Annotated in this window: 15 protein-coding genes; 10 read left to right on the plus strand and 5 right to left on the minus strand. The window is 42.4% G+C overall.

The features are described from left to right. Positions 1-2 precede the first annotated feature (2 nt). A complete protein-coding gene (locus tag H6G05_RS00735; RefSeq protein WP_190575400.1) occupies positions 3-2,543 on the minus strand; it encodes an O-antigen ligase family protein in 2,541 nt (846 codons plus the stop codon). Between the two features lie 45 nt (positions 2,544-2,588). Here H6G05_RS00735 and H6G05_RS00740 point away from each other — a divergent pair, with 45 nt between their 5' ends. Both H6G05_RS00740 and H6G05_RS00745 read left to right on the plus strand, forming a co-directional pair. Beyond that, positions 2,589-2,783 carry a hypothetical protein gene (locus H6G05_RS00740; RefSeq protein ID WP_190575402.1) on the plus strand — a complete coding sequence of 65 codons (195 nt, stop codon included), beginning with the start codon at positions 2,589-2,591 and terminating at the stop codon, positions 2,781-2,783. Between the two features lie 34 nt (positions 2,784-2,817). Further along, positions 2,818-4,002, plus strand: coding sequence for a GAF domain-containing protein (locus tag H6G05_RS00745; RefSeq protein ID WP_190575404.1), 1,185 nt, complete (start codon positions 2,818-2,820; stop codon positions 4,000-4,002). A 227-nt stretch (positions 4,003-4,229) separates the two neighbouring features. On the opposite strand, the gene H6G05_RS00750 is transcribed toward H6G05_RS00745, so the two are convergent. After that, positions 4,230-4,427, minus strand: coding sequence for a hypothetical protein (locus H6G05_RS00750; protein WP_190575406.1), 198 nt, complete (start codon positions 4,425-4,427; stop codon positions 4,230-4,232). Between the two features lie 236 nt (positions 4,428-4,663). Here H6G05_RS00750 and pdhA point away from each other — a divergent pair, with 236 nt between their 5' ends. After that, the gene (gene pdhA / locus H6G05_RS00755; protein ID WP_190575408.1) at positions 4,664-5,692 is read left to right on the plus strand and encodes a pyruvate dehydrogenase (acetyl-transferring) E1 component subunit alpha; all 1,029 of its coding nucleotides are present in this window, start codon (positions 4,664-4,666) and stop codon (positions 5,690-5,692) included. 122 nt (positions 5,693-5,814) lie between these two features. Here pdhA and H6G05_RS00760 read toward each other — a convergent pair whose 3' ends face one another. Both H6G05_RS00760 and H6G05_RS00765 read right to left on the minus strand, forming a co-directional pair. Beyond that, entirely contained in the window at positions 5,815-6,573 is a 759-nt protein-coding gene (locus H6G05_RS00760) for a pentapeptide repeat-containing protein (protein ID WP_190575410.1), read from the minus strand. 62 nt (positions 6,574-6,635) lie between these two features. After that, positions 6,636-7,553, minus strand: a complete 918-nt coding sequence (locus H6G05_RS00765) for an NAD(+) kinase (RefSeq protein ID WP_190575412.1) — start codon at positions 7,551-7,553, stop codon at positions 6,636-6,638. Positions 7,554-8,116: 563 nt separating this feature from the next. Between H6G05_RS00765 and uvrC the strand changes: the two genes are divergently transcribed. Continuing rightward, positions 8,117-10,006, plus strand: coding sequence for an excinuclease ABC subunit UvrC (uvrC, locus tag H6G05_RS00770; protein WP_190575414.1), 1,890 nt, complete (start codon positions 8,117-8,119; stop codon positions 10,004-10,006). Positions 10,007-10,107: 101 nt separating this feature from the next. Here the strand turns inward: uvrC and H6G05_RS00775 are convergent, their stop codons facing one another. Further along, a complete protein-coding gene (locus tag H6G05_RS00775; RefSeq protein ID WP_190575680.1) occupies positions 10,108-11,025 on the minus strand; it encodes a glycosyltransferase family 2 protein in 918 nt (305 codons plus the stop codon). A gap of 345 nt (positions 11,026-11,370) precedes the next feature. On the opposite strand from H6G05_RS00775, the gene rfbC reads away from it, so the two are divergent. The 6 genes from rfbC (at position 11,371) to rfbG (ending at position 16,941) form a co-directional block, all read left to right on the plus strand. Then, positions 11,371-11,916 carry a dTDP-4-dehydrorhamnose 3,5-epimerase gene (gene rfbC / locus H6G05_RS00780; RefSeq protein WP_190575416.1) on the plus strand — a complete coding sequence of 182 codons (546 nt, stop codon included), beginning with the start codon at positions 11,371-11,373 and terminating at the stop codon, positions 11,914-11,916. Then, on the plus strand, positions 11,913-12,932 hold the full coding sequence (rfbB, locus tag H6G05_RS00785) for a dTDP-glucose 4,6-dehydratase (RefSeq protein WP_190575418.1): 1,020 nt from the start codon (positions 11,913-11,915) through the stop codon (positions 12,930-12,932). The genes rfbC and rfbB overlap by 4 nt, the downstream gene beginning before the upstream one ends. Beyond that, on the plus strand, positions 12,929-13,798 hold the full coding sequence (gene rfbD / locus H6G05_RS00790; RefSeq protein ID WP_190575420.1) for a dTDP-4-dehydrorhamnose reductase: 870 nt from the start codon (positions 12,929-12,931) through the stop codon (positions 13,796-13,798). Before rfbB ends, rfbD begins: the two co-directional genes overlap by 4 nt. A gap of 94 nt (positions 13,799-13,892) precedes the next feature. Continuing rightward, complete coding sequence (locus H6G05_RS00795) at positions 13,893-14,966, plus strand: glucose-1-phosphate thymidylyltransferase (RefSeq protein ID WP_190575422.1); 1,074 nt, start codon at positions 13,893-13,895, stop codon at positions 14,964-14,966. A gap of 140 nt (positions 14,967-15,106) precedes the next feature. Beyond that, complete coding sequence (rfbF, locus tag H6G05_RS00800; protein WP_190575424.1) at positions 15,107-15,874, plus strand: glucose-1-phosphate cytidylyltransferase; 768 nt, start codon at positions 15,107-15,109, stop codon at positions 15,872-15,874. Continuing rightward, entirely contained in the window at positions 15,874-16,941 is a 1,068-nt protein-coding gene (rfbG, locus tag H6G05_RS00805) for a CDP-glucose 4,6-dehydratase (protein ID WP_190575426.1), read from the plus strand. The genes rfbF and rfbG overlap by 1 nt, the downstream gene beginning before the upstream one ends.

Raw genomic sequence — 16,941 nt, forward strand, 5'->3', positions numbered from 1 at the left:
TTTCAAGAAAATAAATCTTTAAGAAAAAGTGATATCTCTGCTCGTTCACTCACATTGAAAAAGTCAAGCGGCACGACTCCATCCACATGACGACTAACTACCCCAAAGCCCAATCTTGCTCGACGATAGCTTATTACTAAAGGACTATTGGCTGGTAAAGGTAGTCGGAACCAAGCATCAAAATTCGGAGACTGCGCCATGCGATCGCTCATTGCTTTGACTATGGCTGCTGAGCGCTCATCAGGCAAACTACTTGTAGCAAATACATAGGCGCGTTCCAATAACTTGTCTCGCAAATTAGGATTTAGCCATGCCGAAATGACCATTTCTAGAGGAGTTTGGGGATTTTGCTTAATTGATTGCAAAGCGTTGGTGTCATTGGAGATCGCCTTAGCGAGTAGAACTGCGGTGGGATTACCAGTTTGCTGGAGCTCTTTAACTACATTAGGATTACCACCATTCCACCATTGCAAGGCAGCAAGATTGAGCGCTTTTTGGGAATTACCACGATAGGCAGTTTCCAGCTTGGCTAATACTTGCGAATAAAGACTCTGAAAGGGTGCATCTTTCCAAATTGGACTAGTAATAAAAATGGGATCGTTAATTACTTCCGTCGTCATGGCTGCGATCGCTTCAGCTTGTTTTCCTTGGCGCAATAGACTGATCCCTAAGCCAAAGGAAAGCGAGCGCTTATTAGGAACAAGTTCTAAACCTCGGCGGAAATAAGTTTCTGCTGCTTGAGCCGCGCTGGTTTCATTTTCTCGAAGACTGAGCCATGCCGCAGCGTTATACCCTGCTTCGTTATAAGGATTAGAGGCGATCGCTGTTTTTATCCATGTCAAACCTTCTTTTTGCCATGCAGATGATTGCGGTAAATTCGGATAGTTGATCGCGAGATCGGCTAAATTCCAACCTAACTGATAGGAATAGTAAGGTTCCCAAGGAGCAAGTTGATGTGCAAATTTAAGGCGATCTTGGAACTTGTCAACGGCGGCGATCGCTTCAGGTAAAAATTCTGGTTTGGCGGCTGCTAAATCTACTCTTGCTGTTGATAGATAAATGAATCCTACACTTGATGCTTGCCAAGCGATATTCACAGGAACTAGCCATGCGATCGCGGCTACCAAATAAACTGTGGCAGTAACTGCTAACCAGAGTCGGGGCTGTTTTTGATGACCGAGACTAATTAACTCCCCCGTATGTACTTGACCTAAATAAGCAAGACAAGCAAATACAATCACCAAGCTGCCACTAATCGCAGGGACATCAAGCTGGTAATCAGTAATCGCTAACATGCCATAACCGATCAGACTGCCAAATAAACCATAGGCGATCGCCTGATCCTGTGGATTGACTTGCCAACTGCGAGATTTATGCAATTTGATGAACAAAGAAATGATGGCGACCAGTAAAAACACAAATGTAATTACTGCGCCGATTCCCAATTCCGCCCAAAGATGCACAGGCGTACTATGTAACTGAAATAAAAGTTCGGCTTCGCGTCCAGCCCATTGCGGACGATATTGCTGATAGAGCATGACTGCTGAGCCTGCGCCTGCACCAAATAGCCAATGCTCTAAACCAATCCGCCAACCCACATCCGCCGCGATCGCTCTAAATAGTAACTCTCCCGATCCTTGAGTGGGATTAGCAAAACTAGAGATTAGTCCTGATATAAGCGATCGCAAGCGATTATTTGTAGAAATTAAAAATGCTACCAAAGCGATCGCCCCACCACCGCCAAAAGCCACTAACCAGCGATTGCCCCTACTACGCAACAAAGCCACAATAATTCCGTACAAAACAATTGCTCCCAGTCCTAAAAATCCGCCCCGCGAACTGGTGGTATACAAATCAATTAATCCTAGTCCGATCGCCGTTAGCCATAGCGATCGCCACATTCCCGTCTGTGCGATCGCCAAACTCGCAAAAATCGGCAAAACGAGCATCAAAAATCCTGCCACATAGTTTTGATGTCCCATCGGAGCCCAATTGCGAGACTGCAAATCTGAGAAATCGTAACTAAGATTTAGTCCCCATTGATTTAGCTTGGCAAAATTAGCCAACTGTGGCAGCCATGATTGGGTAATCCACAGAAATAAACTTTCAATAATTACTGCAAAGCCTAATAAGCCCTGAAACCGCAAAATGTTGGACAATTTCTCGACTGCTGAAGGTGCGGGAGAAGTTATTGAAGGTGACGCAACATGCAAAAAATTATTGGTCACATACAGGGCAATAAAATAACCAAATGCAGTCAGGCTATACCACATACCCTGATTTGGGAATCGAGAAAACATGGTAGACAAGCACAGTGTTACCAAACCAGAACCGATCGCCCAGTCAAAGCCGCTACCCAATAAATAAAATGGGTTCTCGCGCCGCCATAGATTTAGTAAGCCTGCGATCGCAAAGCATAGTAAGCCCACTTGCCATAGCAATACCCAAGGAAAAGCCACCATTTGGGTACTACTATCAGGCAGCAGAGTGAATAAAATGTAGGCTGCGAGACCTAACTGGACGATTAACCGACCTGTACTCATAAAATTTGGCAAACTAATTTCACAAAATAATCAGTAGCTGATATTGTGAATGGTACAAGCTTAGATTATGTCAGTAATTCCCTTGATGAAACCAATTTTGGTGTTTACAGCGCCGAAGGTGCTGGAAACACCAAAATTGGTTTTTTGAAAGCAAGCCTATGGCTTGCTTTCAAAAAACCAATTTTTATAATGAGAATTGCCATGGATTCGATTTCATCCGTACGAAAAATCCTAAAATAGAGATATTATGGCGATCGCTGATACTTAGCAACTTATGAACGGGGTTCCTGCTTTTCTTGATCCTACTGAAAAATTAAAATGTGAATTAATTGCTACAGCTATGTTCTCTAGCAATAGCCCTGAAGAGTTGTTAAAAATTTTTTTAACTAGTTTAGGCGATCGCTTAGATGTCAGTCGTGTAGCAATTTATCAATTCACAAATCAATACGAGGGGATTGTATTAGTAGAAGCTATTGCTCCTAATATTCAAAGCATTAAAAATCAAATATATCCAATTTCTTATTTTGGAGTAGATTCCCTTAAGAACTATCCATACGCTCATCCAGTAAAACTATCAAATGTCGCTCAAACACCTGAAATATATAGCGTCCATCAAAGTTGGCAAGGTACTCAAGTTAAAGCAATGATGTCAGCCCCAATTCTGTTTAATTTATTGGGAGGGTGTGATCAAATCTGGGGGTTAGCATTTGTCCAACAATGCGATCGCCCAAGACAATGGGAATCTCAAGAAGCTTATTTTTTATTTGAGTTATCTCAAGTTTTAGGGCAATGTTTGCAGTCTTGGGAATTAAGTTTGCGATCGCCCACATTCTCAAAATCATCTCTTACGATTGATCCGCTTTGTAATGAGTTCTATGAGCCAGAAGAATTTATGGTCACAAGAGTAGAACTATCGGAAGAATCAAAAGTATCAGAAGTACAACTAGATACAATCATAGATGGGCTTGCGGTATCTAACGACTTCACTTTATCCGATGATGAAGAAAATGAAATATTGGATAGAAGTCGCATCAGAAATAGTGATAATTCTATCAATCAAGCCATTAATATTGCTATGCAAAGACTAGAACAAAAAAACTTATATAACTCTAGTCCCTATCCCCGTGTTTTCGCCACGCTCGATACGCCGCAAAATATCTATGGTGTTGATTTGGAATCTACAACCCTAGAGGATGTCCTAGAAAGTTGCGCCCAAGATCCAATTCAATCTCAACCTCAAACAAAAGTTGATTACTTGCAACAACGAGTTGGTGAGCTGATCGAAAGTATGCAACAAAAATTAGATGAAATTGCCGATCTTCAACAACAAGTGCAAGAATTAACTGCATCTCAACGGGAATTTCGGCAAATATTGTTAGACTTACAATCTGAAAATTTAACCCAAAACATCAAAGAGGCAGTTATCGAAATGTATCGCTCTCTAACCACAGACAAATAATACTAATTCCCGAAAGTGTGGCTACACTTTCGGGAATTAAAAACCAAACCCAGTAAGGGTTTTAAAATCACAAAATGGCGTAGCCATTTTGTGATTTGGTATAAAACTTTGAGAAACTATCACTTTGCGATACTTTCTCAAAGTTTTATTTGTCTGTGGGAGGATTTGGAGACCAAATCCCTACATTTTTTTAAGGTAGGGGCTTGGTCTCCAAGCCCCTTTTTTCTTTAATTGCGAGTAACGACAGCTTCAATATGGGCAGCTTGAGTTTTTACATTTGTTTGAGTATCAACATTGCTCTCAACCGAGGCGATCGCCCAACGCAACGGCTCACCATGTTTGGCTAGTTCTTGCTCAACAGTTTTAGCGATCGCTTCTTGATTTTCATTAATCTCAATTTCCGCAGTAATAAAATGGGTAGTCATTGCCTTTGCTCTTTTAATTTGATAGTAAGTATGTGTGGCAGCAAAGCCATCACACAACTTTAATTAATGGATAGAATTGTATAGCGCATCGAACCACGCAAAATCTGCAAAAAACTAGAAGATGAGTGGCGGCGCAAAGCGCCGCCACTCATCTTCAACAAAACTGGCGACAGCTATACATTCACTGCTAGACTAAACAAAAGAAAAATTTAACGATTAGCACACTTACTGAATCGATGCCTCAAGACACTGTTGCGACTGTTTCGACTTCTGCACCCAAGATCACCACAGACGAAGCTCTCACCATTTATGAAGACATGGTGCTAGGGCGTACTTTCGAGGATAAGTGCGCGGAAATGTATTATCGCGGAAGAATGTTTGGGTTTGTGCATTTGTATAACGGTCAAGAAGCCGTTGCTACTGGTGTCATCAAAGCAATGCGTCCCGATGATTATGTATGTAGTACCTACCGCGACCACGTTCATGCACTCAGCGCAGGTGTCACCGCCAATGAAGTCATGGCAGAACTGTTTGGTAAAGAGACAGGATGCAGTAAAGGTCGTGGCGGCTCGATGCATATTTTTTCGGCAAAAAATAATTTCTTAGGGGGCTATGCCTTTGTTGCAGAGGGAATTCCCGTTGCATCGGGAGCAGCATTTCAGTCCAAATATCGCCGCGAAGTGATGGGTGACCCCAATGCTGACCAAGTAACGGCTTGCTTCTTTGGTGATGGGGCGAGTAATAACGGTCAATTTTACGAAACCCTGAATATGGCGGCTTTGTGGAAGTTACCAATCATTTTTGTGATCGAAAATAATGATTGGGCGATCGGTATGAAGCACCATCGCGCTACTTCTGATGTACGGATTCATAAGAAAGCAGAAGCTTTTGGAATGCCAGGGTTTGAAGTTGACGGGATGGATGTGTTATCAGTACGTGAACATGCTCAAGAAGCTATCCGTCGCGGTCGTGCTGGTGAAGGTCCTACAGTTTTGGAATGTATGACCTATCGCTTTAGAGGACACTCTCTAGCTGACCCTGACGAGTTACGCAGCAAGGAAGATAAGGACAAATGGTTTGGTCGCGATCCAATTAAAATTTTTGCGAGTCGAGTGCTTGAGCATGGCTTGGTAGAAGAAAGTCAATTGAAAGCGATCGACAAAAAAATCCGTGATGTGGTCGAGGAATGTGTCCGCTTTGCCGAAACATCACCAGAGCCAGATCCCAAGGATCTATTCCGCTATCAATTTGCAGAAGACGAATAAAAAAAGGAGCACTTAGTGCTCCTTTTTTATATAGCTGTGACAAATCAAAACCCAAATAGTGTGAGGCGGCGCTTCGCGCCTCACACTATTTGGGTTTTATGTCCTAACAAGAATGGCGAAAGCTATAACTTACAACGGGATATTTGAGCCTGTTCCCAATCTACGTCAAGCATAATTGCATTGGAAAAATCACAATTAACTAAAGAGGCTTTGTGAAAAGAAGCTTTGGTTAGATCTGCATACTGAAATTTTGTGCCTGTAGTTAGGCGCGATGTATTGAGTGTAAGACGAAATAAATACAAGCTGCCAAAAATTTGTAAAGGCTCGATCGCTAAAAATATTAATAGGGCGGTAAAAACATTAAACCTCAATGAACTTGCGATCGCATTAAATGCACCAGCAACCAATATTTTAGTGAAAGTTGAACCAAAGAAACCAGTCATAAAGGAAATAATCAGGGAAATAGCGATGGCGGTCAAAGTTCCTTTTCTACCTGAGATTACAAAACTTGCCGTGAAAGCGATCGCAAAACTAACAGCAAACATCACGATCGCCACAATGGCAACCCAATAAACTGCTTCACGATTGACAAAGGCTAAACCAAAAATGAAAGCAATCACAAAGCAGATCAGCAATATGGTGGCAATCATGGCAGTACCCGCAAACATTAGCGCCATCACAAACGAGACAATTCCAGCGATTGTTGTCTGACGTTGGCTTGTACCAGCCCGTACATTAGTAAAATTGGCAGCTTTAAGTTGAGAGCGGTAAAAATTGCATCCACGAATATCCGCGCCGCTAAAGTCAGCACCGACTAGATTTTTACTTTTAAAGGAGCGATCGCGCAAATCTTGATTTGCAAAGTTAAGACTTTGACCCATAGCGCCTGTTATAAGCTAATAAAGTTAGATAGGAGCTTTGCACCTCTCTAATCCTATGAATTTTAAGTCAATTCGCCTAAAGTTGGCTTAGAAATATGTGGTAATCCCCAGCCTAACTTTTCGCGCAAGACCTTAAAGAACTCACCTTTCTGCAAGCGGATAAACCTTGCAGGGTATTGCGATCGCTCTATCTCAACCCGATAGTCTGGATAGACATAACACCCCGCATTACCATCGACAACTAACACTAAACGATGACGATTAGCGGGTGTAACGATCGCTTTTTCGGTATTGGCAAAGACTAAAGCCCGTGAAGCCATCGAATGAGCGCAAATGGGAATAAGCTGAAATACAGGAATCCCTGGCTCGATCACGGGACCACCTGCGGAGAGTGCATAGGCAGTTGAGCCTGTAGGGGTGGAAATAATCACCCCATCGGCTGCTATATCAACGGGGAGGTGACGACCAATCTGCACCTCAAAATGACACATACTAGTTAGCGGTTCGCGATGCAATACCATTTCATTTAACGATAGGGCTTCCCAGAGCAAGCCTTGGCTATCGTAGACACGCACCGTCATCATTGATCGCTGCTCAACTACATATTGCCCCTCAACGACTTGGGCGATCGCGTCTTCCCAGTCAGTTAAGTAGGTTTCGGTTAAAAACCCCATATGCCCTGTGTTGACATTTAATACTGGCAAGCCAAGTGGGGCAATTTGACGACAGGCGGAGAGTACTGTCCCATCTCCGCCCAAAGCTACTGCAAACATGAGCTCGCGATCAAATCCTAATGGCACTAAACTCTCGATCAAGGTGTGACAAACAGGAGCATCTGGCTTGCCATAGCCCAAAATGCCGCCATTTCCCGTCGCCATAACAGTCTGGATACCGCGCTTTTCTAACCACAACTTCATATCTAATGCTACGCGCTTAGCGACAGGTTTTGAGTCGTTGTAAATAATTCCGACTTTTGGCACGCTCAATGACTACCTAGATTATTTCAAAAATTTTTGTCAGTTTCGTAATTATAGCCTTTAGCTCTGGGCTTTTAGCTTGTGATAAGTTGCGGAAATATTAAAGTTTATTCAGGGTTTATTCAGTAACTTCCATTGACTGCTACAAGTTAGAGCAAAACCTAGATAAATGAAGGCGGCGCAAAGCGCCGCCTTCATTTATACAAAGTTAAGAAATGGCTTAGCTATAACTTGAAAAACCTTACTGAATTTAGTTTTTAATTCAGGAAAGTGTTGACACATTTTTCTGAATTGGTTTTCTAGCTGTCGTCGATTGTGTTAGGACATAAAACGCAAGAAGAGAATGGCGGTGCTTCGCTCCGCCATTCTCTTCTTGCGTTTACACTTGGCAACAGCTATATTAAGCTTTAGATTTTCATGATTCATTTAGGATTGTTATAGAGCCAATTTCCCATCAAAATAACTACAAGAAAACTTTTGAAAGTGTTATAAAGTAACACTTTCAAAAGTTTTCTTCGCTCAAGCTTAAGCCTCTTTATATCATAGGAATTTGATATGATTGGATAATGACTGAGCCGCTACTGCAAAATCTTGAAAAACTACAGGCGAGATTAAAGGAAATCCCTCTAGAAGCAGGGGTCTACTTTATGCGCGATCGCCATGATGGCGTAATTTATATCGGCAAATCGAAGGCACTACGCAATCGGGTGCGATCGTACTTTCGCAGCAGTCAAGACCTATCACCACGCATTGCAATGATGGTGCAGTTAGTGCATGAGATAGAATTCATCGTTACCGACTCCGAAGCCGAAGCCCTCGCCCTCGAAGCGAATCTGATCAAGCAATATCAACCCTATTACAACGTTCTCCTCAAGGACGACAAGAAATACCCCTACGTCTGTATTACTTGGTCAGAGGACTATCCACGCATTTTTATTACCCGTAAACGCAGGATGGGCGGCACAAAGGATAAATACTATGGACCCTATGTCGATGTTTTTAACCTCAAGCGGACTTTGGGAATTATTAAACGCGCTTTTCCTCTACGCCAAAGACCAATCCCGATGTTTAAAGATCGCCCGTGCTTGAACTATGACATGGGTTTATGTCCTGCGGTATGCCAGCAGCTAATTTCTCCTGAAGATTACCGCAAGACGATGTTAAAAGTAGCGATGATTTTTCAGGGACGATCTAGCGAATTAGTGGAAACCTTTACCGAGAAAATGGAAGCAGCCGCAGAAGCTTTAGAGTTTGAGAAAGCTGCCGATCTACGCGATCGCATCCAAGTTTTGCAAAACCTCAACTCTAATCAAAAGGTGTCTCTGCCAGATGATACAGTTTCTCGCGATGCGATCGCCATGGCACAAGACGATCAGCATACCTGTATTCAGCTATTTCAAATTAGGGCAGGGCGTTTAGTGGGTCGATTAGCCTTTGTAGCAGATAGTCAGAGTGATACACCAGAGGCAATTTTACAGCGTACTTTAGAGGCTCACTATCAAAACTGCGATCCAGTGGAAATTCCCAACGAAGTCCACACACAATTGGAGCTTCCTGAAGTAGAGATTTTGCAAGCATGGCTAAGCGATCGCAAAGGACGAAAAGTAGCGATCGCCACACCGCAGCGTCAACTCAAGGCTGAACTGATCGAAATGGTGGAACGTAATGCCCAGTACGAGTTAGCCAGAATTCAAAAACAAAGCGATCGTAATTTGCAAGGATTGGAAGACTTAGCCGAGATTCTTAATCTCGATAGCTTGCCACATCGGATTGAAGGCTATGATATTTCGCATATTCAAGGCTCCGATGCTGTGGCTAGCCAAGTTGTATTTATTGATGGCATTCCCGCTAAGCAACATTATCGCCATTACAAAATCCGCAATCCTGATATTCAGACTGGACATTCCGATGACTTTGCCAGCCTTGCAGAAGTAATTGCCAGAAGATTCAAAAATCACACCAATTTTAACAATTCCCAATCCCCAATCCCCAATCCCCAAAATGACTTCCCCGATGTCGTAATGATCGATGGGGGTAAGGGTCAACTTTCATCGGTGATGAAGATTATTGATAAGTTGGGTTTGCGCGATCGCCTAACAGTCATTAGCCTTGCCAAAAAACGTGAGGAAATCTTTTTGCCTGAGCAGTCAGAACCTTTGGTGAGTGGTGATCCAGAACGAGCAGGCGTACAGGTATTACGACGGCTGCGTGATGAGGCTCACCGTTTCGCGATTACATTCCATCGTAAAAAACGCAGTCAAAGAATGCAGCGATCGCACCTCGATCAAATTACAGGTTTAGGACATCATCGCCAAAAGATTCTGTTAGAGAAATTCCATTCCGTCGATTACATTCGCCAAGCAACAGTCGAACAGATTGCTGAAACCGATGGTATCGGTAAGAAGTTAGCTCAGCATATTTATAATCATTTCCATCCAGTCAGCAACGCTCAATAGAAAAAGCAGAGATTGAGATCTCCGACTTTTTCTGTGCAATCACAGATCAGTTTTGAGAGGCACAGAAAAAGTCGGAGATCTGGGCATTTACACCTAAATTATTAACGGAACATCAGCTTGCTTTCTTTATCCCAGTTACGATACATCCAAATTACCGTGTACCAATTCATATAAATCCGAAAGATTTCCATCGCAATTTCTGATTTGCCCTGATCGCATAGCCATGTTAATAGAGGCTTAAGCGTGCGATCATTAAGCGTACCACCAAGGGTGAGAATTCCCCATAGGGCAAGATGTAGCCAAGTTTTTTGGATCATTAACCTGACTTCCCATGTTGGATGTTTTTGATAAAAAATGATGCTCATGCGACCGCGTTGCTCCTCTAAATCAAGCAATCGGGGCATTTTATCAATGGAGAATTTAGCGTGATAATGGAAAGCGATCGCCCCTGCACAGGTCAAACGTTTTAAACCTAATTTTTTAACGCGCATTCCTAACTCAAAATCTTCCCACCCATATTGGAAAAAGCCTGTATCAAATTTTCCTGCTTCTAACAGCCATTTACGAGCGATCGCTAAGTTGCAAGTGTCAAATAACGCGGCGGTAAAATATGGCACTGCTGATACAGGCTCAGAATCAGGTGCTTCCAAATTGCTAGTGTCAATGATCCTGCCATAGCTATAGACTTTTTCTCCTTGAGCTAGAGTCTCGGTATGGGCTTGGAGATATTCAGGATTAACGGTAATATCGCTATCAACAAAGGCAATGTATTTGCCTTTGGCTGAGTCAATGCCATAATTGCGTGCTGTGGCGGCGGCAGCATGGTCTTGGGTTAATAGGCGCAAGTGTGGATACTGAGCACTATTAGCTTTCAAAAACTCTACCGTGCCATCGGATGAGCCATCATCTATCACCAGAATTTCGTAAGGCCGGGTTATGGTCTGTTTTTCCAACGCTGCTAGACATTTTTGCAAAATTGGTAGTCGGTTATAAGTGGGTACAACCACTGACCACAACATTTCTGACACAGTGTTTCTCCTAAGCGATCGCCAAAAGGATTATAACTCTACAGCAATTTCCGATGAAACAAACCCCAAGAGCATTTTTGAAAGCGTTGCAAAGCAACGCTTTCAAAAATGCTCTTGGTTTGAGCTTGAGTGCAAAGCGCTGTAGTACCAATTCATAAAAGTGTGACAACACTTTTATGAATTGGTACTACAGCGCTTTAATGGTTTCAAAACAAAAAATGGCTACGCCATTTTTTGTTTTGGTATAAGTGACTTGGGACTTAGTGCAGTCAATTGATAATTTAAAATTAGTGATTTTAAGACATAATTTTGGGGTTAATGTTAAGCAGTATTTGCATGAAAGTTGAAAGTACAGCAATTTCTGATGTTTTACTGATTACGCCTAGGGTATTTGGCGATGAGCGAGGTTTTTTCTATGAATCTTACAACCATCAAGTCTTTGTTGAAAAAACAGGCTTAGATATCACCTTTGTCCAAGATAATCATTCACGATCCCAAAAAAACGTGTTAAGGGGATTGCATTATCAAATTGGCAAACCACAGGGCAAATTAATTAGAGCTTTGACAGGCACAATTCAAGATGTGGCTGTAGATTTACGACATAGTTCACCAACATTTGGTAAATCGGTAAGTTATATTCTTAGTGCAGAAAACTATCAGCAACTATGGATTCCTGTAGGGTTTGCTCATGGCTTCACTGTATTGTCTGATGTTGCCGAAGTAGCCTACAAAGCGACAGATTACTATGCTCCCAGTGAAGAGCGCTGTTTATTGTGGAATGATCCTGAGTTAGCGATCGCATGGCAACTCAAAGGACAACCAATTGTGTCTGCTAAAGATGCTGTTGGTAAATTATTAAAAGAAGCGGAGTTATTTGCATGAGTCCAGTCGAAAAATTTCAAAAAATACTGATTACGGGTGGAGCAGGATTTATTGGCTCTAATTATGTACATTACGCGATCTCTAATCATCCCACATGGGAGATTGTGGTTTTAGATAAGCTCACCTATGCAGGGAATTTAGATAATTTGAAAGATGTCAGAGATCGCATTACTTTCATTCAAGGCGATATTGCCAATCCTGAAGATGTGGAAAAAGCTGTGTCTGGTGTGGACGCGATCCTCAACTTTGCCGCCGAAAGCCATGTTGATCGTAGTCTGCGAGATCCACTTCCCTTCATCCGCACCAATATCGAAGGCACATTACTATTATTGGAAGCAGCAAGAAAACATCAAATCAAGCGCTTTCTCCATGTTTCCACCGATGAAGTCTACGGGGATCTCGTCGGTAGCGATCGCCATTCCCTAGAGTCAGATACCCTATCACCGCGTAGTCCCTATGCTGCCTCCAAAGCAGGAGCCGAGCATTTAGTCTTCTCCTATGGCATTAGCTATGGTTTAGATGTGGTGATTACCCGTGGCTCAAATACTTACGGGCTGTATCAATATCCTGAAAAAATTATTCCGCTCTTCATCACCAATGCCCTAGAGTCAAAATCCTTACCTATTTATGGTGATGGTTCAGCCGTCCGTGATTATCTCTATGTTGAAGATCATTGCTCAGGCATTGACACAGTGCTGCACTCAGGTACAAGTGGTAGAGCCTATAACCTTGGTGCGCGGATGGAAGTCAATGGGATCGAGGTTGCCAAAACTATTTTAGGGCTGCTCGATCGCCCCGAATCCTTAATGCAATCTGTCAGCGATCGTCCTGGACATGACTACCGCTATTCTGTCGATCCTAGTGCAGCCGAATCTCTCGGCTGGCAGCGTCAATGGGACTTTCAGCGTGGCATGGCTCAAACCGTGGCTTGGTACAAACAAAATTCGGACTGGTGGCAAGCGGTCAAGGATAAGAAAGTATTCCAAGAGCATTACAACCAATGGTATGCCCGATGAGTCAACCTCTCAAAGTGGCTCTGATTGGAGCAAATGGGCAGTTAGGCTCAGATATCACTAGTCATTTTTCGCAGTGCGATCACTATCAACTTACGGCTCTAACTCGATCTGACATTGACATCAGACAGGCTGACATGGTTGATCAAGTTTTAACCCGTCAGAAATTTGATGTGGTGATCAATAGTGCTGCCTATGTGCGTGTCGATGACTGTGAGCAAAAAGTGGACATAGCCTTTAATGTCAATGCGTTCGGTGCGTTAAATGTGGCTCGAACCTGTCGTGATATTGGCGCTCTCTGTGTTTACATCAGTACCGATTATGTGTTTCATGGCGATCGCCAATCTCCTTACACTGAGTCCGACATTCCTAACCCAATTAATATTTACGGCACATCAAAGATCACAGGAGAATATTTAGTCCAACAAACCACTGCGCGATCGCTAATTGTGCGAATTTCCGGTGTTTTTGGCAAAGCTGGGGCAAGCGGTAAGGGTGGTAATTTCGTCGAAACAATGATTAAAAAAGCCAAAGCTGGCGATCCAATCAGAGTAGTTAATGACATATTGATGTCGCCTACCTATACCTATGATGCAGCTAGGTTGCTAGATGCACTTTTACAAGAAGGTGCAACAGGTCTGATTCATGGTGCTAATTCAGGGAGTTGTTCGTGGTATGAATTTGCTAGTACAGCACTTCGACTTGCTAATATTCAGTATCCCATTGAAGCTATTCCTGCTTCCGATTTTCCAACCTTAGCTACCAGACCGATGAACTCAGCATTAATTAGTGATCAGTTGCCCAAAATTACTAATTTCCAGATGCGTCCTTGGCAAGAAGCTCTTGCAGCCTATATTCAAGCCAGATAAAAACCATAAATCCTTTTAAAAGAGGCGTAAAGCGCCTCTTTTAAAAGGATTTATGGTTTACTCAAAGCCGCACTAGGCTCTATTATTCAAAACTATGAAAGCTCTAATTCTCTCTGGTGGCAAAGGTACAAGGTTACGCCCTCTTACCTATACAGGGGCAAAACAACTCGTTCCCGTCGCCAATAAACCGATCCTTTGGTACTGCATCGAAAGTATTGTCGCCGCAGGTATTACTGATGTTGGTATTGTCATCAGTCCCGAAACTGGCGATGAAGTAAAAAGCAAAACAGGTAATGGCGATCGCTTTGGTGCAAATATTACATATATTTTGCAAGATAAACCCTCAGGCTTAGCCCATGCTGTCAAGATCTCCCAATCATTCCTTGATGAAGAATCTTTCATAATGTTTCTTGGTGACAATCTAATCGAATCGCAATTAGATACTTTTTTGACTATTTTTAACCAAAAACAGCTAGATGCATTGATCTTATTGCGCCAAGTCGCTGATCCTAGTGCTTTTGGCGTGGCAACTGTTGATGCTGATGGCAAAGTGATCAAACTAGTCGAAAAACCTAAACAGCCTGAATCAAATCTAGCTTTGGTCGGGGTCTATTTCTTTAAAAATACAATTCATGAGGCGATCGCTCAAATTGCTCCATCAGCTAGAGGCGAACTCGAAATCACTGATGCGATCCAAAAATTAATCGATACTGATAAAAAAGTTGAAGCCTCAGAACTAGAAGGCTGGTGGCTTGATACAGGCAAAAAAGACGATATTCTTGCCGCCAACCAAATTGTGCTAGATGCCAGACTCAAATCCAAAAATTTAGGTGAAGTCGATGCTGCTAGCAATATCAGTGGGCGCGTCGAAATTGGCAAGGGTTCTCAAGTGATTAGCTGTAAAATTCGCGGTCCTGTTGTGATTGGCGAAAATTGCTATCTCGAACATGCTTACATTGGTCCTTATACCAGTATTAGCGATCGCGTCAGGATTATCGATACCGATATTGAACATAGCGTCATCCTTAGCGACACCCAAATCACAGGTATCCATCAACGCATTGTTGATAGTGTGATTGGTCAAAGGGTATCAATGAAGGTTTCACCGAAGCGCCCACAGGCTCTAAGGTTTCTTGTTGGCGATGACTCTCAGCTTGAGATTATGTAAAAAGGAGGACTCTGCCAATGGTATTCTCATCCATAGTTTTTAGTCAGCTTCTTGCTGTTAGCAATGAAATGCCATATGTTAGACCAACAAATGGAAGCAGTATAGAGTTTGTAATTAGCAAAAAATTGGTAAAAATCTAAATGAAAGCCGTAATTTTAGCTGGTGGGTTAGGGACTCGGTTAAGCGAAGAAACCCACCTCAAACCAAAGCCAATGGTGGAGATTGGTGGCAAACCGATTTTATGGCACATCATGAAAACTTATTCTGCCTACGGAATCCATGATTTCATTATTTGTTGTGGCTATAAAGGGTATGTAATTAAGGAATATTTCGCAAATTATTTTTTACACATGTCTGATATTACTTTTGACATGCAATCCAATCAAATGGAAGTGCATCAAAAAAAAGCAGAACCTTGGCGTGTGACCTTAGTGGATACAGGTGAAACTACTCAAACGGGTGGAAGGTTGCAAAGAGTGAAAAACTATGTAGGTAGTGAAACCTTCTGTTTTACCTATGGTGATGGGGTAAGTAATGTCAACATCAAAGAATTAATTTCTTTTCATCATCAGCAGAAACATCTAGCTACGGTTACAGCAGTCCAACCTCCTGGACGCTATGGAAATATTAATATAGAGCAAGGCTTGGTCTTAAATTTTCAAGAGAAACCTCAAGGGGATGGTGGATGGATTAATGGAGGTTATTTTGTTTTGGAACCAGAAGTATTTGATTTATTAGAAGGCGACCAGACCAGTTGGGAGTCAGAGACTTTACCAATGATTGCCCATAAACAGGAATTATCTGCTTTTAATCACCATGGTTTTTGGCAAGCAATGGATACCCTTAGAGATAAAAATTATTTGGAAAGCTTATGGGAAAATGCTAGCGCTCCTTGGAAAGTATGGTGATGAATTTAGAGTTTTGGCAAGATAAAAAAGTTTTAGTGACGGGGCACACTGGCTTTAAAGGCAGTTGGCTATCAGTTTGGCTACAAATTTTAGGAGCTAAGGTTGTTGGCTATAGTTTGCCACCCCATACACAGCCTTGTTTATTTGATTTAGCTCAGGTCAGCGATCGCATGACTTCGATAGTTGGTGATGTTCGAGATTTAGATCATCTTGTTAAAACAATCAAAAAATATCAGCCTGAAATTGTAATTCATATGGCAGCCCAAGCCTTAGTACGTGAATCTTACAAAAATCCTGCTGAAACCTATGCTGTTAATGTTATGGGTACAGTAAATGTGCTAGAAGCAGTGCGCCAAGTGGGAGGTGTAAAAGCTCTAGTTAATGTAACTTCAGACAAATGTTATGAAAATCGGGAATGGGTTTGGGGATATCGTGAGCACGAGGCACTAGGAGGTTACGACCCTTATAGCAACAGTAAAGGCTGCTCTGAGTTGGTAACATCGGCTTTTCGTAATTCATTCTTTCATCCTAGAGATTATGCACAACATGGAGTTGGTATTGCAACCGCTCGTGCAGGTAATGTTATTGGTGGTGGTGACTGGGCAAGCGATCGCTTGATTCCTGATATTCTCAAAGCTTGGCAGACTGGACAGAAGGTAATTATTCGCTATCCCCATGCAATTCGTCCTTGGCAACATGTGCTTGAACCTTTATCTGGCTACCTCACCTTAGCAGAGCATTTATATAATGATGGCGTAGGTTATGGAGGTGCTTGGAATTTTGGTCCTCATGAATCTGATGCTCAGCCCGTTGGCTGGATTATCGCGCAGATGGCAAATCTGTGGGGTAAAGAAGCAGATTGGGTTCAGGAAACTTCATTACAGCCCCATGAGGCTAACTATTTGAAATTAGATTGCTCTAAAGCGCGTAGTCAATTAAAATGGCAACCAAAGTTAGATGTAAAAACTGCTTTGGCTTGGGTTATTGACTGGACAAAATCTTTGCAATCTGGAGCAAATATGAGAGATATTACTGCTCATCAAATTAATCAATTTAGCCTTAAATAA

Source organism: Phormidium tenue FACHB-1050 (assembly GCF_014696925.1).
Classification (GTDB): Bacteria; Cyanobacteriota; Cyanobacteriia; order Pseudanabaenales; family Pseudanabaenaceae; genus Pseudanabaena.